The 21,678-nt window shown below is 66.4% G+C and carries 18 protein-coding genes; 10 read left to right on the forward strand and 8 right to left on the reverse strand.

Going from position 1 to position 21,678, the window contains the following annotated elements:
• The first annotated feature begins 12 nt into the window (after window positions 1–12).
• From L0D16_RS03140 to groL, 7 genes are all read left to right on the forward strand, one after another.
• Window positions 13–2,271 (forward strand): GNAT family N-acetyltransferase, encoded by a 2,259-nt coding sequence (locus L0D16_RS03140; protein WP_243029999.1) that lies wholly within the window; start codon window positions 13–15, stop codon window positions 2,269–2,271.
• A complete protein-coding gene (locus L0D16_RS03145; RefSeq protein ID WP_243030000.1) occupies window positions 2,249–3,022 on the forward strand; it encodes a TrmH family RNA methyltransferase in 774 nt (257 codons plus the stop codon). Before L0D16_RS03140 ends, L0D16_RS03145 begins: the two co-directional genes overlap by 23 nt.
• Window positions 3,019–4,341 (forward strand): DUF4129 domain-containing protein, encoded by a 1,323-nt coding sequence (locus tag L0D16_RS03150; protein ID WP_243030002.1) that lies wholly within the window; start codon window positions 3,019–3,021, stop codon window positions 4,339–4,341. Before L0D16_RS03145 ends, L0D16_RS03150 begins: the two co-directional genes overlap by 4 nt.
• Window positions 4,293–5,207 carry an AAA family ATPase gene (locus L0D16_RS03155; protein WP_243030004.1) on the forward strand — a complete coding sequence of 305 codons (915 nt, stop codon included), beginning with the start codon at window positions 4,293–4,295 and terminating at the stop codon, window positions 5,205–5,207. The genes L0D16_RS03150 and L0D16_RS03155 overlap by 49 nt, the downstream gene beginning before the upstream one ends.
• Window positions 5,208–5,226: 19 nt before the next feature.
• Window positions 5,227–6,303: a DUF58 domain-containing protein gene (locus tag L0D16_RS03160; protein ID WP_243030005.1), complete on the forward strand. Its 1,077-nt coding sequence runs from the start codon at window positions 5,227–5,229 to the stop codon at window positions 6,301–6,303.
• Window positions 6,304–6,400: 97 nt separating this feature from the next.
• Window positions 6,401–6,706 (forward strand): co-chaperone GroES, encoded by a 306-nt coding sequence (gene groES, locus L0D16_RS03165; protein ID WP_243027890.1) that lies wholly within the window; start codon window positions 6,401–6,403, stop codon window positions 6,704–6,706.
• A gap of 10 nt (window positions 6,707–6,716) precedes the next feature.
• Window positions 6,717–8,348 (forward strand): chaperonin GroEL, encoded by a 1,632-nt coding sequence (gene groL, locus L0D16_RS03170; RefSeq protein WP_243030006.1) that lies wholly within the window; start codon window positions 6,717–6,719, stop codon window positions 8,346–8,348.
• Window positions 8,349–8,428: 80 nt separating this feature from the next.
• Here the strand turns inward: groL and dnaE are convergent, their stop codons facing one another.
• Window positions 8,429–13,327 (reverse strand): DNA polymerase III subunit alpha, encoded by a 4,899-nt coding sequence (gene dnaE, locus L0D16_RS03175; protein ID WP_243030007.1) that lies wholly within the window; start codon window positions 13,325–13,327, stop codon window positions 8,429–8,431.
• A gap of 151 nt (window positions 13,328–13,478) precedes the next feature.
• Here dnaE and L0D16_RS03180 point away from each other — a divergent pair, with 151 nt between their 5' ends.
• Window positions 13,479–14,039: a 5-formyltetrahydrofolate cyclo-ligase gene (locus L0D16_RS03180; RefSeq protein WP_243030008.1), complete on the forward strand. Its 561-nt coding sequence runs from the start codon at window positions 13,479–13,481 to the stop codon at window positions 14,037–14,039.
• On the opposite strand, the gene L0D16_RS03185 is transcribed toward L0D16_RS03180, so the two are convergent.
• From L0D16_RS03185 to dnaX, 5 genes are all read right to left on the reverse strand, one after another.
• Window positions 14,036–14,950, reverse strand: coding sequence for a 2-oxoacid:ferredoxin oxidoreductase subunit beta (locus tag L0D16_RS03185; RefSeq protein WP_243030009.1), 915 nt, complete (start codon window positions 14,948–14,950; stop codon window positions 14,036–14,038). The two genes, L0D16_RS03180 and L0D16_RS03185, sit on opposite strands and share 4 nt — an antisense overlap.
• A 2-nt stretch (window positions 14,951–14,952) precedes the next feature.
• Window positions 14,953–16,806 (reverse strand): 2-oxoacid:acceptor oxidoreductase subunit alpha, encoded by a 1,854-nt coding sequence (locus L0D16_RS03190; RefSeq protein WP_243030010.1) that lies wholly within the window; start codon window positions 16,804–16,806, stop codon window positions 14,953–14,955.
• 73 nt (window positions 16,807–16,879) lie between these two features.
• Window positions 16,880–17,374 carry a phosphohydrolase gene (locus L0D16_RS03195; protein WP_243030011.1) on the reverse strand — a complete coding sequence of 165 codons (495 nt, stop codon included), beginning with the start codon at window positions 17,372–17,374 and terminating at the stop codon, window positions 16,880–16,882.
• Between the two features lie 4 nt (window positions 17,375–17,378).
• Window positions 17,379–17,660: a metal-sensitive transcriptional regulator gene (locus tag L0D16_RS03200; RefSeq protein WP_243030012.1), complete on the reverse strand. Its 282-nt coding sequence runs from the start codon at window positions 17,658–17,660 to the stop codon at window positions 17,379–17,381.
• A gap of 7 nt (window positions 17,661–17,667) precedes the next feature.
• Window positions 17,668–19,497 (reverse strand): DNA polymerase III subunit gamma/tau, encoded by a 1,830-nt coding sequence (gene dnaX / locus L0D16_RS03205; protein ID WP_243030013.1) that lies wholly within the window; start codon window positions 19,495–19,497, stop codon window positions 17,668–17,670.
• A gap of 17 nt (window positions 19,498–19,514) precedes the next feature.
• Between dnaX and L0D16_RS03210 the strand changes: the two genes are divergently transcribed.
• Both L0D16_RS03210 and argB read left to right on the forward strand, forming a co-directional pair.
• Window positions 19,515–20,006: a hypothetical protein gene (locus tag L0D16_RS03210; RefSeq protein ID WP_243030014.1), complete on the forward strand. Its 492-nt coding sequence runs from the start codon at window positions 19,515–19,517 to the stop codon at window positions 20,004–20,006.
• Entirely contained in the window at window positions 19,999–20,745 is a 747-nt protein-coding gene (gene argB / locus L0D16_RS03215; RefSeq protein ID WP_243030015.1) for an acetylglutamate kinase, read from the forward strand. Before L0D16_RS03210 ends, argB begins: the two co-directional genes overlap by 8 nt.
• Here argB and L0D16_RS03220 read toward each other — a convergent pair.
• Both L0D16_RS03220 and L0D16_RS03225 read right to left on the reverse strand, forming a co-directional pair.
• Window positions 20,735–21,238: a type 1 glutamine amidotransferase domain-containing protein gene (locus L0D16_RS03220; protein WP_243030016.1), complete on the reverse strand. Its 504-nt coding sequence runs from the start codon at window positions 21,236–21,238 to the stop codon at window positions 20,735–20,737. The two genes, argB and L0D16_RS03220, sit on opposite strands and share 11 nt — an antisense overlap.
• Window positions 21,201–21,671 carry an NUDIX hydrolase gene (locus L0D16_RS03225; protein ID WP_243030033.1) on the reverse strand — a complete coding sequence of 157 codons (471 nt, stop codon included), beginning with the start codon at window positions 21,669–21,671 and terminating at the stop codon, window positions 21,201–21,203. Before L0D16_RS03225 ends, L0D16_RS03220 begins: the two co-directional genes overlap by 38 nt.
• Window positions 21,672–21,678: the final 7 nt, after the last annotated feature.

Genomic DNA, 21,678 nt, shown 5'->3' on the forward strand with positions numbered 1-21,678 from the left:
TAGGCTAAAGGCATGGGCTATGTGCCCCCACCCACGCCCCAGTATGGCCTCGAGGAGGGCCCCATCCTCCTTAAGGACGGGCGCACCGCCTTTCTAAGGCGGGCAAGCCCCAAGGACCTCCCCCTTTTCGTGGAGTTCCTGAGGCGGCTATCCCCGGAGTCCTTGCGCATGCGCTTCTTCTCCCCCATCTCTCCGGAAAAGGCGGCGGAGCTCCTCCTTTCCGCCAAACCGGAGGAGGAAAAGGTGACCCTCATCGTCCTGGCCCAGGACCCTCCTAGGATAGTGGCCACGGGGGAGTACGTGCGCCTTAAAGGGGAGGACACCGCCGAGGTGGCCTTTCTGGTGGATGATGCCTTCCAGGGCAAGGGCCTGGGCACCCTCCTTCTGGAGCGCCTGGCCCTGATCGCCGCCAAGCGGGGGGTAAGGCGGTTTCAGGCCTTCGTCCTGGCGGAGAACCAGAAGATGCTCAACGTCTTCATGGAAAGCGGCTTCCAGGTCCGGGCCCACAGGGATAGCGGCGAGATTGAGGTGGAGTTTGAGATCCTCCTGGAGGAAAGGGTGGCGGAGCGCTTTGAGTGGCGGGAGAAGGTCTCCACCTTGGCCAGCCTCCACCCCCTCTTCTTCCCCAAGGGGGTGGCGGTGGTGGGGGCGAGCCGCGACCCGGAAAGCATCGGCTACCGCGCCCTGGAAAACCTCATCTTTGCCCGCTTCCAAGGGCCCGTCTACCCGGTGAACGAGGCCATCGGCAAGGAGGGGGGCACGGTGGGGCCCCTTCTCGCCTACCCCCGGGTGGAAAGCATCCCCGGCCCCGTGGACCTGGCGGTGATCGCCGTGCCCAAGGAGCGGGTCTGGGAGGCCCTCGAGGCCTCCGGAAGGCGGGGGGTGCGGGCGGCCATCGTCCTCACCACCGGCTTTACGGAAAAAGAAGCCCGGGAACTGGCCGACAAGGCCCGGCGCCATGGGATGCGCCTCCTGGGGCCTGGCTCCTTGGGTATGGTCCACACCCACCCTGAGGTCCGCCTGGCGGCGGGCCTGGCTCCCCTCCCCAAACCTGGACCCCTGGCCATCTCCAGCCAGTCGGGGACCCTGGGCCGGGCGGTGATGGCCTATGCGGAGGGCATGGGGCTGGGCATCTCCTCCTTCGTTTCCTTGGGGGCTAAGGCGGACATCTCCTCCAACGACCTCCTGCAGTTCTGGGAGGAGGACGAGCGGACCCGGGTGATCCTCCTCTACCTGGAAAGCTTCGGCAACCCCAGGCGCTTCTCCCGCTTAGCGCGGAGGATCGGCAAGAAAAAACCCATCCTGGCGGTGCACCCCTCCCGGGACCCTTTGGTGCGGGCCCTCTTCGCCCAGGCCGGGGTGATCCGGGCCAACAGCCTGGAGGAAGCCTTTGACGTGGCTGCCCTCCTGGCCCTGGGACAGCTTCCGGAGAACAACCGGGTCCGCCTCATCTCCAACGCCTCCGGTCCCTCCAACCTGGCCCTCGAGGCCCTACGGGAAGGGGGGCTAGTCGTGGAACACGTGGACCTGGGCTCCACCGCCAAGGCGAAGGAGTTCGCCCGCGCCCTGGAAGAAGCCATGGAAAGCGAGGCGGGAAGCGTGTTCCTCCTCTTCGTACCCATGGGCTTTGCCAGCGAGGAGGAGTTCCTGGCTCTTTTGGAAAGGGTGGAAGGAAACAAGCTCCTCCTGAGCTGCGTGATGGGCTCCCCCGGGGTGCGGGCAAGGGTTATGGGCCGGGTGGCCCTCTACCGCTTTCCCGAATCGGCGGCCATCGCCTTGAGCCGGGCCTGGGCCTACAAGGCCTGGCGGGAAGAACCCCTCCACTTCCCCGACTTCCCGGATTTGCACCTGGAGGAGGCAAGAAGGCTTTTGGAGGGCAAGAAGGAGCTACGGCGCGAGGAGGAAGAGGCCCTCCTCCGCTGCTTTGGCCTTCCCGTGGGGCAAGGAGAAGGCCTTTTTCTCAGGCTCACCGCCAAGCCCCACCCCCTCTTCGGCCCCGTTCTCGCCCTGCTCCTGCCCACCCCTTTGGGAGAGCTGGCCTTGGGGGAAAGGCTCTCCCCCCTCACGGAAAAGGATGCCCGGGAGCTCACCCGACCCCTGGGGGACCAGGTAGACCCTACCCCCTACCAGGAAATCCTCCTCCGCCTTTCCCGCCTCCTGGAGGAGTTCCCCCAGGTGGAGGAGGTGTCCTTGGAGCTTTCCGGCCCCTCCATCGCTCGCTTTGCCATCCGCCTTTCGGGAGACCCCCATGCGCATCCAAAGCCCCGCTAACCCCAAGGTGAAGGCCCTAGCCGCCCTGAAGGAACGAAAGGAGCGGGAGCGGGCTGGCCTTTTCCTGGTGGAGGGCCGGCGGGAGGTGGAAAGAGCCCTTAGGGCCGGCCTCCGCTTGGAAACCCTCCTCCTCGGCCCTAAGGCCACCCCGGAGGACCGGGCCCTGGCGGGCCAAGCCCCTGTTCTGGAGTTCTCCCAAGAGGCTATGGAGCGGGTTTCCGTAAGGGAAAACCCCCCGCCCGTCATCGGGGTCTTCCGCCTGCCCCGAAGGACCCTCGAGGAGGCCAGGCTCCCGCAAAATCCCCTGGTCCTGGTCCTCTTGGGCCTGGAAAAGCCCGGCAACCTGGGGGCCATCCTGCGCTCGGCGGACGGGGCGGGGGTGGACCTGGTCCTGGTGGCGAAAGGGGTGGACCTGTATAGCCCCCAGGTGATCCGGAACTCCACCGGGGTGGTCTTCTCCTTGCCCGTCTTTCCCGTGGCCGAGGGGGAAGTGGCCCATTTCCTGGAGGAAAAAGGGCTTCTCCTGGTGGCGGCCACCCCCAGAGGGGAAAAGGTGTACTGGGAAGAGGACTACAAAAAAGGCGTGGCCTTCCTCCTGGGCGCCGAGGACGAAGGCCTTTCCCAGGCTTGGCTTGCCCGGGCGGGGGTTCGGGTGCGCATCCCCATGCGGGGGGTGGCGGATAGCCTCAACGTTTCCGTAAGCGCCGCCCTCCTCCTCTACGAGGCCCTGCGCCAGCGGGAGGGGGGATGAGGCCCGTTCCCCTTACCCCCTTCCTGGGCCTAGGGCTTCTGGCCCTCCTACCCCTCTGGACCCCTCCTTTGGCCGTGGGCGTCTTCCTCCTCCACCTAGCCAAGAGGTTTTATGGGGGAGCCTTTCTGTGGGGGGCCTTCCTCCCTGGCCTTCTCCACGCCCTTGCCTCCCCGTTCCCCTCCTGGCTCCAGGGATGGGCCCTGACGTCTGGGCTTCTCCTCCTCTACGGACTTTTCCTGGCCACCAAGGCTCGGCCCCTTTCCAGCCTCTTTCTCCTTCCCCCAGCCCTTTGGCTAGGTCCCTTGGGCCTTTTCCTTCTAGGGCTCTTGCACGGGTTCAGCCTCCTCGAGGAGGCCCATCGGCGCGCCCAGGAACGGGGGGAGCCGTTTCGGACCTCCGCTTCCACCCTCTGGGTCCCGAGGATCCTAGGCCTCCTGCTGGCAGGCCTGGCCTTCCTCCCCCTGCGCCTCCCTGCCCTTCCCCTACCCACCCCACCCTCCCTTAGCCTCCAGGCCTCCCCCGAAACCGGGCCCGGGCCCAAGGAGGTGGTGGCCTACCCAACCCCAGAGGAGAAGCCTCCCCCGTGGGTGGCCTTCCTGAACCGGGCCTTGGCCTTGGCAGAGCCCCTGGCCTTACTCCTCATCCTCCTGGCCCTTTGGCCTCTTCTGGGCCGGGGGGAAAGGCTTCCCTACCGGGGGGTTCACCTTTTACCCCTCCTGTTAGCCCTTTTGGTCGCCGGCCTCTTCCTCCTCTACCTGGGCACCCTAGGGGGTGGGGAAAGCGCGCCGGAAAGCACCCCTTCCGCTTCCGTGCCCACCCCTTCCCAGGAAAACAGCCCCCAGGAGGCCTTACCGGGGCCCAGGCGGTTGCGCGAGGCGGGCCTAGCCTTGGCAGGCCTTTCCGCCCTTTTCACCCTGGGCCTTCTTTTCCTCTTCCTATTCCTGGTTTGGCGGTACCGGGAAAGAGGCAGGCCAGGCACCACCCCTAAGGAAGGGGTCCAAGCCTCCCAAGCCCTCCCAGAGGCCCTTCCCCAGGACCGGGTGCGGCGGGCCTACTTCCAAGCCCTAAAGGCCCTTAAGAGGGCTGGCCTCCCCCGCCAGGCCTCCGAGGGGCCCTTGGAGTACCTGGAAAGGGTTTCCCCTCTTCTCCCCGGGCTCAGGGAACCCCTTTGGGGGCTCACCGGCCTCTACCTGCCCGTGCGCTATGGGGGAAAGGCTGGGGAGGAGGAAGCGGAAAGGGCGGAAGCCTTTTTGAAGGATATCCTTAGGCTATGCTCCTCGCCCGCATCCACCGAGCCCTTTCGGGCCGGGTCCTCCTGAAGGAGGAAACCCTAAGGCTTTCCCTCGCCACCCTCCTCTCTGGGGGGCATCTTCTTCTGGAAGACGTGCCCGGCACCGGCAAGACCACTTTCGCCAAGGCCTTGGCCCGGGTCCTGGGCCTCTCCTTTAGCCGCATCCAGATGACGCCAGACCTCCTGCCCCAGGACCTCACCGGGGTCTATCTCTACCGGGAAGGAAACCTGGTATGGCAAAAGGGGCCCATCTTCGCCCAGGTCCTTTTGGTGGACGAGCTCAACCGGGCCACCCCCAGGACCCAGTCCGCCCTCCTCGAGGCCATGGGGGAAGGCCAAGTGACCCTGGAAGGGAAAACCCACCCCTTGCCCGAGCCATTTTTTGTCCTGGCCACGCAAAACCCCGTGGAGGAGGAGGGCACCTACCCTCTCCCCGTAGCCCAGCGGGACCGGTTCACCGCCCGGCTTTCCCTGGGCTATCCCGATGAGAAAGCCCTTCTCCTGGCCCTGAAGGAAAAGAACCCCCTGGAGGGCCTGGAAGCCGTCACCCAAGGGGAGGAACTCTTGGCCCTGCGTCAGGAGGTGCGCCGGGTAAAGGTGGCGGAGGAACTGCTGGACTACCTTCTGGCCCTATCCACCTGGCTTAGACGCCGGGAGGAGGTGCGGCTTGGCCCCTCCCCTAGAGCCCTCTTACAGGTGGAGCGCCTGGCCCAGGCCCTGGCCCTTTTGCAGGGGCGAGGCTTTGCCGTGCCCGAGGACATCAAGGAGGCCTTCCGGGCCGCCATCCCCCACCGCCTCCTTCTAAAGCTGGAGGCGGAGCTAGCCGGAGCCAGCTCGGAAGGGCTGGTGGTCGAGGCCCTTAAGGTGGTACCCGCCCCGGTGGAAAGGGCCTAGGGATGGAGGAAAGGGCTTTATGGAAGCGGCCTTGGCTCTCCTCTCCTTGGCCCTCCTCCTAGCCCTTTGGCGGGCGCCCTGGTTCGCCCAGGTCCGGGTCAACGCCCACGGCCTGGCCCCAGGTTTCCCCGGCCAGGAGGGAGAGGGGCAGGTAGAGGTGGAGGTCTGGGCCCCCCTACCCCTCTACGTGCATCTGGAAACCCTGCCCTCGGCTCCCCTGGGCCTCAAACCCCAGAGCCTCTCTGGGGTGGTCTGGGGAAGGATGCGGCTACCGCTTCCCCTCCCTTACCGCTACCGCCGGCGGGGGGAATACCCTTTGGGCCTCACCCTCCTCCTGAGAAGCCCCTTGGGCCTGGGGGAAAGGCTTGTAAGCCTCGAGGCGGGGAGGGCCTTGGTCTATCCTTCCCTGCGCCCCCTGCCGCCTTTTGAGCCCGCCCCCAGCTTCTTCCTGGAGGGCAGGCCCGAGCCCTTTGGCCTGCCGGATCCCCTGGAGGCCAAGGGCCTCCGCCCTTACCAAGCGGGGGACCCCTTGCGCTTTCTGGCCAAGCAGGCAAGCCTCCGGCAGGGTCGTCCCTTTGTGCGGGAGGTGGAAAAAAGCCTTCTGGGAGGCCTCTTCCTCCACCTGGACACCCAAAGCCTCCACCCCGCCTACCTGGACCACGCCACCAGCCTCGCCGCCTGGCTCCTCCTGCTGGCGGAAAAGAAAGGAGCCCAATACGGCCTTTCCGCAGGAGAGGTCCTCCCCTTAGGGCGGGGAAAGGCCCACCTGGTAAGGGCCCTCTCGCTCCTAGCCCGCCTGCAATCCACCCCAGGCCCCTCCCTTCCCCCCAAGGCCCCCTTCGGGAGCACCTACTTCCTCATCAGCCAGGGGGCGGAGGAATCCTTCCTGGAGGCAACCCTAAGGGGAGCCGCCCAGGCCCGGCAGGGGGTCCTTCTCCTGCTTCCCGAGGGATACTTCCTCTACCCGGGTGAGAAGGGCCGGGTAGCCTTTGGCAAGACCCCAGGCCTGGCCCGGGCCCTGGCCCTGAAGGGCCTTCTCCTGGCCCATGGGATAAGCCTCCGGGTGGTGCGGGGCCACCAGACCCTCACCTTATAACACCCCCCTCAACCCCCTTGACAAAAGGACGCGGGGCCAAAATAATAACCCTTGGTTTGACACTCTCGGCCTTTGAGCGTCAAAGGAGGGAGTGAATATGGCTGCGGAGGTGAAGACGGTGATCAAGCCCCTAGGCGACAGGGTTGTGGTGAAGAGGATTGAGGAGGAACCCAAGACCAAGGGCGGCATCGTGCTCCCGGATACCGCCAAGGAGAAGCCCCAGAAGGGCAAGGTGATCGCGGTGGGCTCGGGCCGCATCTTGGAGAACGGGCAGAAGGTGCCCCTGGAGGTCAAGGAGGGGGACATCGTGGTCTTCGCCAAGTACGGCGGCACCGAGATTGAGATTGACGGCGAGGAGTACGTGATCCTCTCCGAGCGCGACCTTTTGGCGGTCTTGCAGTAGGAGGTGAGGTATGGCGAAGGTCCTAGTGTTTGACGAGGCAGCCCGCAGGGCTTTGGAGCGCGGCGTGAACGCCGTGGCCGATGCGGTGAAGGTAACCCTGGGCCCCCGGGGCCGGAACGTGGTCCTGGAGAAGAAGTTCGGCTCCCCCACCATCACCAAGGACGGGGTGACGGTGGCCAAGGAGATTGAGCTGGAAAACCACCTGGAGAACATCGGGGCCCAGCTCCTCAAGGAGGTGGCCTCCAAGACCAACGACGTGGCCGGTGACGGCACCACCACCGCCACCGTCTTGGCCCAGGCCATCGTGCGGGAGGGCCTGAAGAACGTGGCCGCCGGCGCCAACCCCTTGGCCCTCAAGCGGGGCATTGAGAAGGCGGTGGAGGCGGCGGTGGAGAAGATCCGCTCCCTGGCCATCCCCGTGGAGGACCGCAAGGCCATTGAGGAGGTGGCCACCATCTCCGCCAACGATCCCGACGTCGGCAAGCTGATCGCCGACGCCATGGAGAAGGTGGGGAAGGAGGGGATCATCACCGTTGAGGAGTCCAAGAGCCTGGAGACCGAGCTGAAGTTCGTGGAGGGGTACCAGTTTGACAAGGGGTACATCTCCCCCTACTTCGTCACCAACCCCGAGGCCATGGAGGCGGTCCTAGAAGACGCCTTCATCCTCATCGTGGAGAAGAAGGTCTCCAACGTGCGGGAGCTCCTCCCTGTCCTGGAGCAGGTGGCCCAGACCGGCAAGCCCCTCCTCCTGATCGCCGAGGACGTGGAGGGCGAGGCCCTGGCCACCTTGGTGGTCAACAAGCTCCGGGGCACCCTGAACGTGGCCGCGGTGAAGGCCCCTGGCTTCGGTGACCGCCGCAAGGAGATGCTGAAGGATATCGCCGCGGTCACGGGCGGCACCGTGATCAGTGAGGAGCTGGGCTTCAAGCTGGAGAACGCCACCCTCTCCATGCTGGGCCGGGCCGAGCGGGTGCGCATCACCAAGGACGAGACCACCATCGTGGGCGGCAAGGGCAAGAAGGAGGACATTGAGGCCCGCATCAACGGCATCAAGAAGGAGCTGGAGACCACCGACAGCGAGTACGCCAAGGAGAAGCTCCAGGAGCGCCTGGCCAAGCTGGCGGGGGGCGTGGCGGTGATCCGCGTGGGGGCGGCCACGGAAACCGAGCTCAAGGAGAAGAAGCACCGCTTTGAGGACGCCCTCTCCGCCACCCGGGCTGCCGTGGAGGAGGGGATCGTGCCCGGCGGTGGCGTGACCCTCCTCAGGGCCATCAGCGCCGTGGACGAGCTCCTCAAGAAGCTGGAGGGGGATGAGGCCACCGGGGCCAAGATCGTGCGCCGGGCCCTGGAGGAGCCCGCCCGCCAGATCGCGGAAAACGCTGGCTACGAGGGCTCGGTGGTGGTGCAGCGCATCCTCTCCGAGACCCAGAACCTGCGCCTGGGCTTTAACGCTGCCACCGGGGAGTTCGTGGACATGGTGGAGGCGGGCATCGTGGACCCCGCCAAGGTGACCCGCTCCGCCCTGCAGAACGCCGCTTCCATCGGCTCCCTCATCCTCACCACCGAGGCGGTGGTGGCGGAGAAGCCCGAGAAGAAGGAGTCCACCCCCGCTCCCGCAGGCGGCGGCGACATGGACTTCTAAAGCCACCCCCACCTGGCTTCGCCAGGTGGGGGGCCCCGGCAAGGGGGCAAGTGGGGCTGGGCCTAGGCCCAGCCTCCTTTTTAAAAGGGCACCACCTCCTCCTTGGGGCTAGCCCCGCCATTCCCCTGCAAGAAGGCCTCCCGGTCCGGCACCAGGTAGGCGCGGAAGCCCTCGGCCTCGAGGGCCTCCAGAACCCCTTCCCCCACCCGGGCTTCCCGCAAGGAAAGGATGGCCTCCCCAAAGGGGCCCTGGACCCTCAGGTAGAGGGGAAGGGGCCCAGGGTGCTCGTCCAGGATGCTCTTTAGGAGGGTGACGCCTCCCTGGTCCAAAAGGGCGTGATCCACCTCCACCTCCAAGGCCTTAGGGGCCTCGGCCACCTCCTCATGGGTCCAGGCAGCCTGGGCTATTACCCTAAGCCCTCCCTCCTCCCGCTCCACCTCCGCCAGGACCAGAAGGGGGGTGTCCTCCTTGAGCTTGGGGGAGACCCCCTCATAGGCCCGGCCAAAGGCCACCACCTCCAAGGCCCCGGTCTCGTCGGAAAGGGTAAAGCGGGCCATCATCCCCCCGCTACGGGTGGGCTTGCGCACCACCTCCTCCACCATGCCCGCAAGGAGTACCCGGGCCCTTGGGGGAAGGCCCTGGATGAAATCGGCTAGCTCCTCCAAGGGGCAGCTGGCCACCTCCCTTAGCCCCGGGTAGCGGAGCACAGGGTGGCCGGAGACATAGATGCCCAAGGCCTCCTTCTCGTAGCGGAGCCGGGTGATCTCGTCCAGGGGCGAAGCCTCCAGCAAGGGGGGCTCCATGTCCGCTCCCGCCTCGGCAAAGAGGCCCAACATCCCCGAGCGCGCCCGCTTTTGGCTTTCCGCCGCCCAGCGAAGGAGGGGTTCTAAGGAGGCGAGGAGCCTCGCCCTATCCCCAAAGGCGTCAAAGGCCCCCGCCTTGATGAGGGACTCGAGGGTGCGCTTGTTCACCACCTTCTCGTCCAGGCGCTTTAGGAAATCCCCTAGGCTCTTAAAGGGGCCACCCCGCTCCCTCTCCGTCAGGATGGCCTGGGCCGCCCCCTCCCCCACGTTCTTCACCGCGGAAAGGCCAAAGAGGATCTCCTCCCCCACCACCTTGAAGTCAAAGCCCGAGCGGTTGATGTCGGGGGGGAGGACCGCAATCCCCATGGCCCGGGCGTCGCGGATGTACTCCGCCACCTTGTCGGAGTCGTGTCGCTCCACGCTGAGGAGGGCGGCCATGAACTCCACGGGGTAGTGGGCCTTCACGTAGGCGGTCTGGTAGGAAAGGAGGCTGTAGGCGGCGGCATGGGAGTTGTGGACGATGACATCCTCGGCCAGGAAGGTGTGGGTGCCCTCCACGGTGAGGTCGTAGACCTCCTCCTCCCCTAAGGGCTCTATGGCCTCCACCCGGTCCCAATAGACCTCCGCCCCTGCCAGGCGCCACAGGGCCAGGCTTCCCGTAAGGGCTGCAAGGCGCACCTGGGGGGAACGGGAAAGCCCTAAACGGCCCTTGCCGGACCGCAAAAGCCCTTGGGCCAAGGCCTCCTTGACCAGAGGGAGGAAGGCCAGGGGCAGAATATCCTCGGTGCTCCTTTCCTCCCCCTTCCAGGAGGAGAGAAGCCTCTCCAAGTCCCGCTTCCCCTTGCCCAGCAGGTAAGGCCCCACCCACCTGGCAAAACGCCAGGCGGCCTCGAGGCCCCCAAGAAGGTAGACCCCATAGCCCTTTCGCCCCCCTCCATGGGGGAAATCCTGTTCCACCAGGCGGCTTTGCAGGCCCAGGCGAAGGAGAAGGTGTTGCACCCCTTGGGCCAGGGCCTGGGAAGCGGTGGCGTAGAAGATAAGCCTTTCCTTGGGATCCACTCCCCCATCCCCCGCCCAAAGCCGCCCCAAAAGCCTGGCCACCCCCTCCAGGGGAAGGCCAAAGACCCTTTCCGGCAGCTGCTTCTCCCTGGCGGAAAGGCCCATTAGGCCCATCTCCCAAAGAAAAGCCTCCGCCTCCGAGGGCGCCTTGGGGTTCTGCCGGCCCACATGGAGGTGGGCCACCCCCCGGCGCCAGACCAAGCGGGTACGGGTGTTGGCAAAGCCCGCCAAGGCCTCCCGCATGGTCCAAAGCTCCTCTTCCGAGGAAGGGTACAGGTAAATGCCGGAGGTATGGCGCAGGCTTCCTTTGCTTAGGGCAAAGCCTAGAAGGTCCAGCTCCTGGGGCCTCAGGTCCTCCGAGGGTTGGTAGGGCAGGTACCGGGGTAGGGCGATGGAGTCCCCCGGACGCAGCTCCCCTAGGTCCCGCCAACCCTCGGGGGTGTAGAGGGGGTGGTTGGCCGTGGCCTCCAGAACCCTTCCCGTGGAGGTGCGCAAGCGGTAAACCCTGGCCCGGCCGCTGGGAAAGGCGGCCAACACCCGTCTTGGCACCAGGCGCAAGGTATCCTCGTCCAGGGAAACCACCAGGATTCCCTGGGCTTCACCCCGGACGATGGCCTCAATGGGCACCCGCTTCCCCGTGCGGTAATCCACCACCCGGGTTCTCCCGGGAAGGCATTTGTTAAAGCCGTAGTTGGCGAAGGCCTCCAGCATGTCAAAAAGCCGGTTAGCCTCCTCCTCGGGGACGCCCCGTTCCTTGGCCCCCCGCACGAAGCGCTCCCGGTGCCTTTGCATCTCCTCCACCTTCTTCTTGCCCATGGCCCGGCGGAGGAGGTCCGCCTCCCCCAGGGAGTAGCCGGCCACCTGGGAGGCGATCTGCATGATCTGCTCCTGGTAGACGGGGATGCCGTAGGTCTCCTCCAGGATGGGCCTTAGGTACTTCTCCGCATGGGGGAACTCCGCGTAGCTCACGGGCTCCTGGCCATGGTGGCGGCGGATGTAGGTGGGGATGTGCTCCATGGGCCCCGGGCGGTAGAGGGAGACCAGGGCGATGATGTCCTCGAGGCGCCGGGGCTTAAGCCCCCGCACCGTGGCGGTCATGCCCCCCGATTCCAGCTGGAAAACCCCCTTGGTCTCCCCCCGGGCAAGGAGGGCGAAGGTCTTGGGATCGTCCAGGGGCAGGCGGTCGTAGTCCAGCTCCACCCCCTTGGACTCCTTGACGATCTTCTTGGCCTCGTCCAGGAAGGTGAGGGTGCGCAGGCCCAAAAAGTCCATCTTCAAAAGCCCCAAGGCCTCCACCGCCCCCATGTCGTACTGGGTCACGGGCCGCCCCTCCTGGTCCCGCATGAGGGGGACCAGGTCCGTAAGGGGCTCCTGGGCGATCACCACCCCAGCGGCGTGCACGGAGGCGTGGCGGTTCAGGCCCTCCAGGCGCATGGCCACCTCTATGACCTCCCGCACCTTGGGGTCCTTTTCCATCTCCGCCCTCAGCTCCGGCACCAGCTCTATGGCCTCGGCCAGGGGCTTGGGCTTGCCGAACTGCACGGGGATCAGCTTGGCCAGCTCCTCCGCCTTCTTGTGGGGGATGCCGTAGACCCGGGCCACGTCCTTGAGGGCCGCCTTGGAGGCCAGGCTGCCGAAGGTGCCGATCTGGGCCACCTTGTCCTCCCCGTAGCGCCCGCGCACGTACTGGATGACCCGGTCCCGCTCCCGGTCGGAGAAGTCGGTGTCAATGTCCGGCATGGAAACCCGCTCGGGGTTCAGAAAGCGCTCAAAGAGGAGGCCAAAGCGCAAGGGGTCAATATTGGTGATCCCCACCGCATAGGCCACCAGGCTCCCGGCGGCGCTTCCCCGGCCCGGCCCCACGGAAATCCCGTTCTGCCGGGCCCAGTTGATGTAGTCCTGCACGATGAGGAAGTATCCGGGGAACCCCATGCGCTCAATCACGGAAAGCTCGTAAAGGGCCCGGTGCAGAATGGCCTCCGCCGTCCACTCCCGCACCCCCTCTAAAGGGGGCAGCTGGGCGCGAAGGGCTTCCCAGGCCTCCCCTTCCACCTGGGCCAGGGCCTCCGCCAAGGCCTCCCCGTCCCCGTGAGGGGGGATGCGGCCCAGAAGGCGGAAAACCTCCCGGTAGAACCCCTCGGTGATGCGGTCTGGATAGCGGAAAAGAAGCCCCTTAAAGGTGAGCTCCCGCAGGTACTGGGCCTCGGTCCGGCCCTGGGGAAGGGGAAAGCGGGGGATGCGGTAGACCATCTTGTCCCCGATGGGCAGGTCCACGTTGCACATGCGGGCGATCTCCACGGTGTTGTCAAAGGGCTCATCCCCCCATTCCTCCTCGGGGAGCATGGCCCGCATCTCCTCGGGGGTCTTCACGTAAAACTCGTCGCAGGGGAAGCGCCAGCGCTCGGGGTCATCCAGGGTGCTTTTGGACTGAATGGCAAGAAGCACCTCGTGGGCCCGGGCGTCCTCCTTGCGCACATAGTGGCCGTCGTTGGTGGCCACCATCCCCAGGCCGTACTTCCGGGCAAACTCCTTGAGGACCTGGTTCACCTTCCTTTGCTCAGGAAGGCCGTGGTTTTGGATCTCAAGGAAAAAGCGGTCGCCGAAGATGGCCAGGTACTCGTTCAGCCGGGCCTCGGCCAGGTCCAGGCGGTCTTGCAGGATGAACTGGGGGATTTCCGCCCCCAGGCAACCGGAGAGGGCAATGAGCCCCTCCGAATGCTCCCGAAGAATCTCCCGGTCTATGCGGGGCTTCTCGTAAAAGCCTTCCAGGTAGGCCCGGCTGGCCAGGCGCACCAGGTTCTGGTAGCCCCTAAAGTCCTTGGCCAGAAGGGTTAGGTGGAAGTAGCCGCCGTCCAGGCCCTTACCCCTTTTGCGGTCAAAGCGGCTTTCCGCCGCCACGTAGGCCTCGTAACCGATGATGGGTTTGATCCCCATGGCGGTGGCCTTTTTGTAGAACTCCACCGCCCCGAAGAGGTTGCCGTGGTCGGTCATGGCCAAGGCGGGGTCCTCGGGGGAGACCTCCTTCACCCACTGGAGGAGGTCGGAAAGCTTCGCCGCCCCATCCAGGAGGGAAAACTGGGTGTGCTGGTGCAGGTGGGCGAACTTAAGGCGGCCCATGGGGTCCAGTCTACCGGGGGCCTGGGTATAGTGGTCTAGTGGAAAGTGCCCCCGTCCTCCCCCACGCCATCCCGGGCTTTGGATCCCAGGCCACCCCAAGGAACCCATCCCCTCCCGGGGGAAAGGGCGAGGCTTTATAGCCTAAAACCCCATGACCCTAGGCCAACTCCGGGAAGAAGTCTGGAACACCCTGGCCCGCTACGACCTGGCCCTCCACCCCACACCCCCCCACGGCCACCATCCCAACTTCCTGGGGGCCAGGAAGGCGGCGGAGCGCCTCCAAGCTACCCCCGAGTTCCAGAGGGCCCGGCTCATCCTGGCGGGGATGGATGCGGTCTTAAAACCCTTGAGGGAAGCGGCCCTAAGGGCGGGGAAAGCCCTCCTCCTCCCCCACCCCGACCGGCCAGGGGAGTTTTTGCTCCTCAAGGACCTGGACCCCAGGAAGCTGAAAAGGGTACGGGAGGCCTACCGCTATGGGGCAAAGGCCAGCCTCGAGGGCCAGCCCATAGACCTGGTCCTCATCGGGGCCGTGGCCGTGGACGAGGAAGGGGGCTGGGTGGGGAAGGGCTACGGCTTCCCCCAGGCCTGGCTTTCCGTGGACGCCCCCTTCGCCACCCTAGCCCACGCCCTCATGGTCTACCCCAAGCTTCCCGTGGAACCCGAGCGCCGGGTGGACCTGATCGCCACCCCGGTGCGGCTCATCCGCCCCTAGAGGGCGAACTCCTTGAGGAGGCCCTCGAGGTCCAAAGGCTCCTGCTGGCCCAAGGCGGGGTACACCTCGGGGTAGCGGGGGAGATAGGCCTTAAGGCGCTCCTCAAAGGTAGGCACCTCCGCCTGCCAAAAGACCCCTAGGGGAATCCGCTCCCCCCACTCCACCGCCTTCTCCTGGAACTGGGCCATCTTCCTGTCCAGCTCCTCCGGGGGAAGGCCCTCGGGAACATGGGGGTCATACCCCTCGTCCTGGAGCCTATACAGCCTGGGGGCAAACCACTCCTTGGTGTGGAGGTCGTTGTAGGTAGGGCAGGGCTGGAGCACGTGGAGGAAGGCCAGGCCCTTGTGGCTTAGCCCCTCCTTGATGAGCTCCTTCAGGCCCTTGACATCGTAGGCGTAGCCACGGGCGATCCAGGTGTACCCGGAGGCAAAGGCCAGTAGGAGGGGGTTGATGCGCCCCTGGGGGTTGGGCTTGGGCAGGCTCTTGGTCTTCTCCCCCAGGCCCAGGGTGGGGCCCGCCTGCCCTTTGGTCAGGCCGTAGACCTCGTTGTCGTAGAGGATATAGAGCATGTCCACGTTGCGGCGGCCCGCGGCCACGAAGTGCCCCGCCCCAATCCCCAAGCCGTCCCCATCCCCCCCCACCGCCACCACGGTGAGGTGGGGGTTGGCCAGCTTGGCCCCCTGGGCCACGGGGAGAACGCGGCCGTGGAGGGTATGGACCCCGTAGACATTGAGGTAGTGCGGGGTTTTGGCCGAGCAGCCGATCCCCGAGAAAATGGCCGTTTGGGAAGGATCCCGCTTCAGCTCAAAAAGGGCCATCTGCAGGGCGGAGAGGATGCCGTAGTCCCCGCAACCCGGGCACCAGTCCGGCTGCTTTTCCGCCTTGTAATCCGCCAGCTTAAGCTCCAGCATGGTCAAACTCCTTTCCTGAGCACCAAGCGCTCGGGGGCCCTACCCGCAAGCACCCCTTTCAAGGCCTCCACCACCTCGTCCAGGGTGATGGGGCGGCCGTTGTGCTTCGCCACGCGGTGATGCACCCTCTTCAGGGTTTCCTGCTGCACCAGGTCCGCCAGCTGCCCCGAGTAGTTGTGTTCCACCGTGACCAGCCTTTTCCCCTCCAGAAGGGGGCCGATCTGGGGGAAGGGCCAAAGGAGCCTGAGGTGCAGGTACCCCACCCCCGGGAGATGGTCCAGGGCCTCCAGAAGGGTGCCCTTCACCGTGCCCCAGCCCAGGACCAGGACCTCCCCGTCCCGAAAGAGGGTGTACTGGTCCTCGAGGGGAATCTCCCTACGGGCGGTCTCTAGCTTCTGCATGCGCTTTTCCATCTGGTATTCCCGCAGGGCCACGTCCTCGGTGATGTGGCCTACGGGGTCGTGCTCGTCCGAGGTCATCCAGTAAAAGCCCCCGGGGGTACCGATGGGAATGAAGGGGGAAATCCCGTCTTCCGCGGGCCCATACCGCTCATAGGGGCCAAAGCCCTCGTGCCTGGGCCCAAGGCGCTTTTCCCCGTCCAGGGAAAGCACCCTTAACGCCTCCTTGGGAAGGCTTTGGGCCATGGAGGCCAGGAACTTGTCCACCAGGTGCACCACCACCGTCTGGTAGCGCCAGGCCCAGGCCAGGGCCTTTTGCGCATCCAAGAAGGCGTCCTGGATGTCCCCTGAGGCCAAGACAATCCTGGGATACTCCCCGTGCCCACCCCGGATGGCGAACATCAAGTCCCCCTGCTCGGTGCGGGTGGGAAGGCCGGTACTGGGCCCGCCCCGCTGGTAGAGGGTTACCACCAAGGGGGCCTCAATCATGCCGGCAAACCCCATCCCCTCGGCCATGAGGCTGAAGCCAGGCCCGCTGGTGGCGGTGGCCGCCTTGGCCCCGGTGAGGGCGGCCCCCACGGCCATGGTCACCGCGGCCATCTCGTCCTCCGTCTGGACCACGGCCACGTCCGCCCCGGTAAAAGCGGTGTGGGCCTCGAGGTAAGTGGACTCGTCGGTGGCGGGGCTTATGGGGTAGTAGGTCTGGAAGCGAAGCCCCCCGGCCAGCTTCCCCAAAGCAGCCGCCTGGGCCCCGGTAAGGTAGACCCGGCCCGGCTCGTAGCCGTTCAGGTGGAGCTGGAAGGAAAGCTTGGGCATTTCCTCCCGGTAGACCGCCTGGGCCACCCGTTGGTTTAACTCCAACACCTTGCCCCTAAACTGGAGGGCCAGGGCCTCCAGCAGGGGGTCTAGGGGAAAGCCCAGGAAGTGGAGGCTGGCGGCCACGGCGATGGTGTTCAGGGTGCGCCGGGCCTGCAAGGGGGGCACCCCCAGCTCCACCCCGATCCGGTCGGCCACCTCCTCGTAGGGATAAGGAAGCGGCTGAACCCCTGCCTCCACAAAGGCCGCAAGAAGGTCTTGGAGACTGGGATTGGCTTTACGAAAGCGTTCCGCCAGGGCATCGGCCACGCGGTGGTCCAGCATGGGTAGGCCCCGCACCGTGAGCCCTAGCACCTTGGGGTCGTAGAGCAAGACCCCTCCAGGCCGGACCTCGTCCAGGTGCCGGGCCAGGGTCTCCCCATCCAGGGCCACCAGCATGTCCACCTTTTCGCGGAAGGCTCCCACCGGTTTTCGCCCTAGCCGCACGTCCAGATAGGAGTGCCGCCCCATGATGTTGGAGTGGTACTCCCGCTTGGTGGCCACCCACCAACCCCCCTTGGCCACGGCCCGGGCAAACAGGGTGGCCGCCGTCTCTATCCCGCCCCCTTGGGGGCCGCCCACGCGCCAGGTGAAGTCTTCCATAAGCCCTCCTTCGCTCTTTGATACCCTACTCCTTAAGGGTGGTTCTTGGCTAGGGGCTTTTGCCCAAAGGGGGCTACTCCTCCTGGTCCGCCTGGTGGAGCCTCCGGCCCCAGAGGCTTTGCGGGCGGTGGTGCTCCAGGACCAGGGCCCGCACCTGGGGATCCCGGATGCGCTCCGCCGCGTACAGGGGGTGGTGGCGACGCACCTGGAAGGCGCCCCAAAACCCCCGCCGCAAAGGGTAGGGGGGTACGTTGGGCGCATAAAGCCCGGTGAGGATGCGCTCCAGGGGGCGGTAGGGCCTCAGGGCCTTTCCCGCATCGTGAAGGAGCGCCGCCCGGATGACGAAGGCGGGGGCGTCGGGGTGGTCCTTAAGGAGCCTTTTGGCCACCCGGACCGCATGGGCCCTATCCCGGGGGTCCATGGCCAGGTACAGGGTGCGCTCCTCCCCCTGCAAAAAGGCCAGGGCAAAGGCATCGTCCCGCCCTTCCCCTTGGGGGAAAAAGGCCCAGAAGAGGCGCCAAAGCCTCTTTGGCCAGCTGCGAAGCGCAAGGGGCTTTCCGCTAGGCAAGGGGCTAGATGAACTTCTTCAGCATGGTGGCGATTTCCTCGGGCTTTTTGGGATCCACCTTGCCCTCGGAAACCTCGGCGGCACACACGTTTAAGAACTCCTCTAAAATAAGTGTGGCCGCCGCCTCCATGGCCTTTTTGGTGGCGGTCATCTGGGTGAGGACCTCGTCACAGGGGCGCCCTTCGGCCACCATCTTCTGCAAACCCCGCACCTGGCCTTCTATACGCCGTAGCCGCTTGAGGATGTTCTCCACGGTCTCTTGCCCGAGCTCGGTGGTCTTGGTCATGGGGGCATTATATACCAGTACCCCCTATGTCGTCTTCGCTCACGGGTTCCTCGGCCTCGGGAGGCCTGGGCCTGCGCACCCAAAGGAGCCGCGCCCCCAGGAGACGGGTGATCTCCGCCAGGCGTTGGTTGGGATCCTCAGGAGGCCTGGGGGGTTCCTCCGCCGGGGCATCGGGTCCGAAAGGGACCGGCCGGCCGGGCCAAGGGGCTTGGGCAGCAGGCAGCCTTTCGGCAGGCTCGGGCCAGGCCTCCCTCGGCTTCTCCTCCCCTTCCGGCAGGGCTTGGGCGGAGGGCTCGGAGGCCTTAGGCTCTTCGGCCGGCCCACCCTGGGTGGGTTTCTCCCCAGGCAATGGCCGGTTTCGGGAAAGGGGCCTAGGGTTTAGGCTTTTTTTTTCCAGGAGGAAGACCACCTCTTCCACCCCGAAGTGGGCCCGTATCAGGGGGAGGAAGGAGGCCTTTTGCTCCTCGGCCCGCTTGTGGTGGAAGGCCTTGCTCTCGGGAAAGCGGAGCACAAGGCGCCCCTCTTCCAGACTTGGCCGGGCCTCGCGGAGGAAGGCCCTTAGGGTGGGCTTCAGGGCCTCGAGGAAGGCCCTCCACCTCCCGGCCTGATCCCCCTCCTCCCCCCCGGGGGGACCCGCCTCCTTGAGGCTCGGCGGCGCCAAGGGCTGGGTGGGGTGGAACTCGGGCAGGTCTTCCCCGGAGGCCGCGGGCTCACGCCGAGGCGTTGGCCCCTCGGGCACAAGAGCCCCCACCTGGGCCGCTTCCCCCGCAGGAAGGCCCGCCGCGGGCCGGACCACCCCCACAGCTCGCCCGGAGGGGAAAACCCTTGCCGCCTGCAGCAGGGCCGCCTCCAGGGCCAGGAGGTCCGAGCGCTTGGAAAGGCGCTCCATGGCCTCGTCCAAGGCGGTGAGGGCCCCCAGCAGGGCCTCGGGAGGGGCTTCCATCCCCTCTCCCGGCAGGCCGTAGGCCGCGTACAGGGCCTCCCGCATCACCTCCATAAGCCCCCCCACCAGGCTTCTCGGGGCAAAGCCCTGGGCGTAAAGCCCCCTGGCCTCGGAGAGCACCTCCTTGAGGTCCCCCCGGACCAGCCCCCGGGCCAGGCGGGAAAGGGCCTCCTTGGGCGGAAGGCCCAAGGCCTCCTCCACCCGCTTCCGGGTCAGGGGGCCCTCCAGGAGGAGCAGGCGGTCCAGGAGGCTTTCCGCATCCCTAAGCGCCCCGTCCGCCAGCCGGGCCACCAGGAGGAGGGCCTCCTCCTCCGCCTCCCTACCCATCTCCTGGAGGACGCGCCGGAGCTTGGAGGCGATCTCCTCCTCGGTGAGGCGGCGGAAGCGGTAGTGCTGGGTGCGGGAGAGGATGGTGGGGGGCATCCTCTCCGGCTCGGTGGTGGCGAAGACGAAAAGGACGTGGGGTGGAGGCTCCTCCAGGGTCTTCAAGAGGGCGTTGAAGGCGCTTTTGGAGAGCATATGGGCCTCGTCCAGGATGAAGACCTTCTTGGGGGCGGAAAGGGGAGCCAGAAGCACCTTCTCCCTTAACTCCCGCACGTCCTCCACCGAGTTGTTGCTGGCGGCGTCGATCTCCACCACATCGGGATGGGCCCCTCTTTGCACCGCCTGGCAGTGCGGGCAGACCCCGCAAGGGCGCACCTCCCCCTGGCACCCCACGGCCATGGCCAGAAGCCTGGCGGTGGTGGTCTTCCCCACCCCTCGAGGGCCCGAGAAGAGGTAAGCATGGGCCAAGCGCCCTTCCCCTATGGCCCGCATGAGGGGTTCCTTCACCTGCTCCTGGCCCACCACCTCCTGAAAGGTGAGGGGGCGGAGCTTGCGGTAGAGGGCGCTCACAATGGCTAGTATAGGGCTTGGTGCGGAGCTTTCTCTCCTTCCACGTGGCGGCCCCTTGGGAAGAGGTGCAGGCCTGGGCCCAGGGGCAAACCAAGGGGGCGGGGGTCTTTCTGGTCCCGGACCCCCCCTGGGTGAGCCTGTACCACGAGGCCCTCGAGGCCCAGGAAGACCCCCAGGCCATCCGGGCCTTCCTCCAAGAGCTCTCCCACCTGGGAAGGGCCCTGGCCTTCCTGGTCGTGGCCGAGGAGGAGCTTCTTTTCCTCCTTGCGGAAAAGGGGGAGATTAAGGCCCAACTGGCCCAGGGGGCGGAGCTGGGGCCCAGGCTCCAAGCCCCTGCGGACCTCAAGCCCCTGCTGGAGAAAGCCGCCTCCATGCCCCCCCTGAGCGCGGTCCAGGCCCTGGCCACCCACTTTGGCCTCCACCCCGACCACGCGGCCTTGGGCTTTTTGGACCTGTTGGAGGCCGAGGAAGAGGGAGGCCTGCCGGAGGAGGTGGTCTACCTTGAGTGAACCCTTGTTGGTGAAGGTGGGCGGAAGCCTACGGGGTGCCGAAACCCTCCTAGACGAGCTTGCGGGCTACCCAGGCCCCCTGGTGCTGGTACACGGGGGTGGGCCGGAGATCGGGGCCTGGCTTTCCCGCCTGGGCCTGGAAAGCCGCTTTGAGGGGGGCCTGAGGGTAACGCCTCCTGAGCACATGGAGGTGGTGGAAATGAGCCTTTGCCTCACGGGAAAGCGCCTGGCGGAGGGCCTTTCCCGAAGGGGAAAAAGGGCGCTTTCCCTTTCCGGGCGGGATACCCTTTGCCTAAAGGGGAGGGCCCTAGCCCACCTGGGCCGGGTGGGGGAGGTGGTGGGGGTGGAGGTGGGCGTGCTCCTGGACCTCGTGGAACGGGGCTACACCCCCCTCCTGGCCCCCATCGCCCTGGACGAGGCAGGCCCCTTAAACGTCAACGCCGACACCGCCGCGGGGGCGGTGGCTGGGGCCTTAGGGTGGCCCGTCCTTTTCCTCACGGACGTGCCCGGGGTCCTCCAGGACCCCCAGGACCCCAAAAGCCGCCTGCCCCGCCTCACGCCGAAGGAGGTGGAGGAACTCAAGGCCTCTGGGGTGATCCAAGGAGGCATGATCCCCAAGGTGGAGGCGGCCTTGAACGCCCTTAAGGCCGGGGCTCCCTGGGCGGCCATTGCCCGGGGGGAAAGGGGGGTACTGGAGGGCGTCCTAAAGGGGGTGTGGGGAACCCGCTTTACCCTTTAGCCAAGAGCTCCAAAAAGGCCCGGAGGAAGCCGGGGAGATCCTTGGGCCCCTGGGCGGTTACCAGGTTTCCGTCCACCACCACCCCGGCCTCCTGGTAAAGCCCCCCGGCGTTTTCCAGGTCGTGACGGATGGAGGCAAACCCCGTGACCCTTCGCCCGCGCACCAGTCCGGCGCTGATCAAAACCCAGCCCGCATGGCAGATGGCCCCGATGGGCCTGCCCTCTTCCGCCACCCTTCGCACCAAGGCAAGGACCTCGGGGCTTCGCCGCAGGTAATCGGGGGCAAAGCCCCCGGGGATAAGGAGGCCCACCACCTCCCCTACCTCCCGGGCTGCCACCTCCGCCTTCCAGGCAAAGCCGGACTTGGCCCTGTACTCCCGGGCGTCGGGCCCGATGACCAAAGGGGTGTAGCCCGCCTCCTGGACCCGGTAGTAGGGGTAGAGGAACTCCCGCTCGTCAAAGAGATCGGCCAAAAGGATGCCCACTCGCCTCACGCCACACCTCCAGGAACTCCTTAAGGATATTTCCGGTCACCCCCCAGATGTCCACCCCTCGCCAGGGAAAGTGCCAAACGGTCCGGCCCTGGCGCACCTCGCTCCAGGGGGTTATCCCCAGGAGCTCCTCCACTGGGACCAAGAAGGCCTCGGCCACCTCGAGGGGGTTAGGGCGTAAGGGAGGAAGGTCTTCCCGGAAGACCACCACCGGCTGGACCAAGAAACCCTGGGGGGAAAACCCTGGGGAAAGGTAGCCCAAGGCCTCCAGCCCCCCTAGCCCCACCTCTTCCGCCGCCTCCCGCAAGGCGGCCTCCAGGGGGGTTTCCCCTGGCTCCACCACCCCTCCGGGGAAGCTCACCTGGCCGGCGTGGGTGGGCAGGTGGGGGCTACGCAGGGTGAAAAGGAGACTCTCCCCCAGGAGGGGCACGGCCACCGCCGCC

Source organism: Thermus altitudinis, from assembly GCF_022760835.1.
Classification (GTDB): Bacteria; Deinococcota; Deinococci; order Deinococcales; family Thermaceae; genus Thermus; species Thermus altitudinis.

Bases quoted from the DNA above. Each gene is read 5' to 3' on its own strand.
- L0D16_RS03140 (WP_243029999.1), top strand. From the start codon at position 13: ATGGGCTATGTGCCCCCACCCACGCCCCAGTATGGCCTCGAGGAGGGC.
- L0D16_RS03145 (WP_243030000.1), top strand. From the start codon at position 2,249: ATGCGCATCCAAAGCCCCGCTAACCCCAAGGTGAAGGCCCTAGCCGCC.
- L0D16_RS03150 (WP_243030002.1), top strand. From the start codon at position 3,019: ATGAGGCCCGTTCCCCTTACCCCCTTCCTGGGCCTAGGGCTTCTGGCC.
- L0D16_RS03155 (WP_243030004.1), top strand. From the start codon at position 4,293: ATGCTCCTCGCCCGCATCCACCGAGCCCTTTCGGGCCGGGTCCTCCTG.
- L0D16_RS03160 (WP_243030005.1), top strand. From the start codon at position 5,227: ATGGAAGCGGCCTTGGCTCTCCTCTCCTTGGCCCTCCTCCTAGCCCTT.
- groES (WP_243027890.1), top strand. From the start codon at position 6,401: ATGGCTGCGGAGGTGAAGACGGTGATCAAGCCCCTAGGCGACAGGGTT.
- groL (WP_243030006.1), top strand. From the start codon at position 6,717: ATGGCGAAGGTCCTAGTGTTTGACGAGGCAGCCCGCAGGGCTTTGGAG.
- dnaE (WP_243030007.1), bottom strand. From the start codon at position 13,327: ATGGGCCGCCTTAAGTTCGCCCACCTGCACCAGCACACCCAGTTTTCC.
- L0D16_RS03180 (WP_243030008.1), top strand. From the start codon at position 13,479: ATGACCCTAGGCCAACTCCGGGAAGAAGTCTGGAACACCCTGGCCCGC.
- L0D16_RS03185 (WP_243030009.1), bottom strand. From the start codon at position 14,950: ATGCTGGAGCTTAAGCTGGCGGATTACAAGGCGGAAAAGCAGCCGGAC.
- L0D16_RS03190 (WP_243030010.1), bottom strand. From the start codon at position 16,806: ATGGAAGACTTCACCTGGCGCGTGGGCGGCCCCCAAGGGGGCGGGATA.
- L0D16_RS03200 (WP_243030012.1), bottom strand. From the start codon at position 17,660: ATGACCAAGACCACCGAGCTCGGGCAAGAGACCGTGGAGAACATCCTC.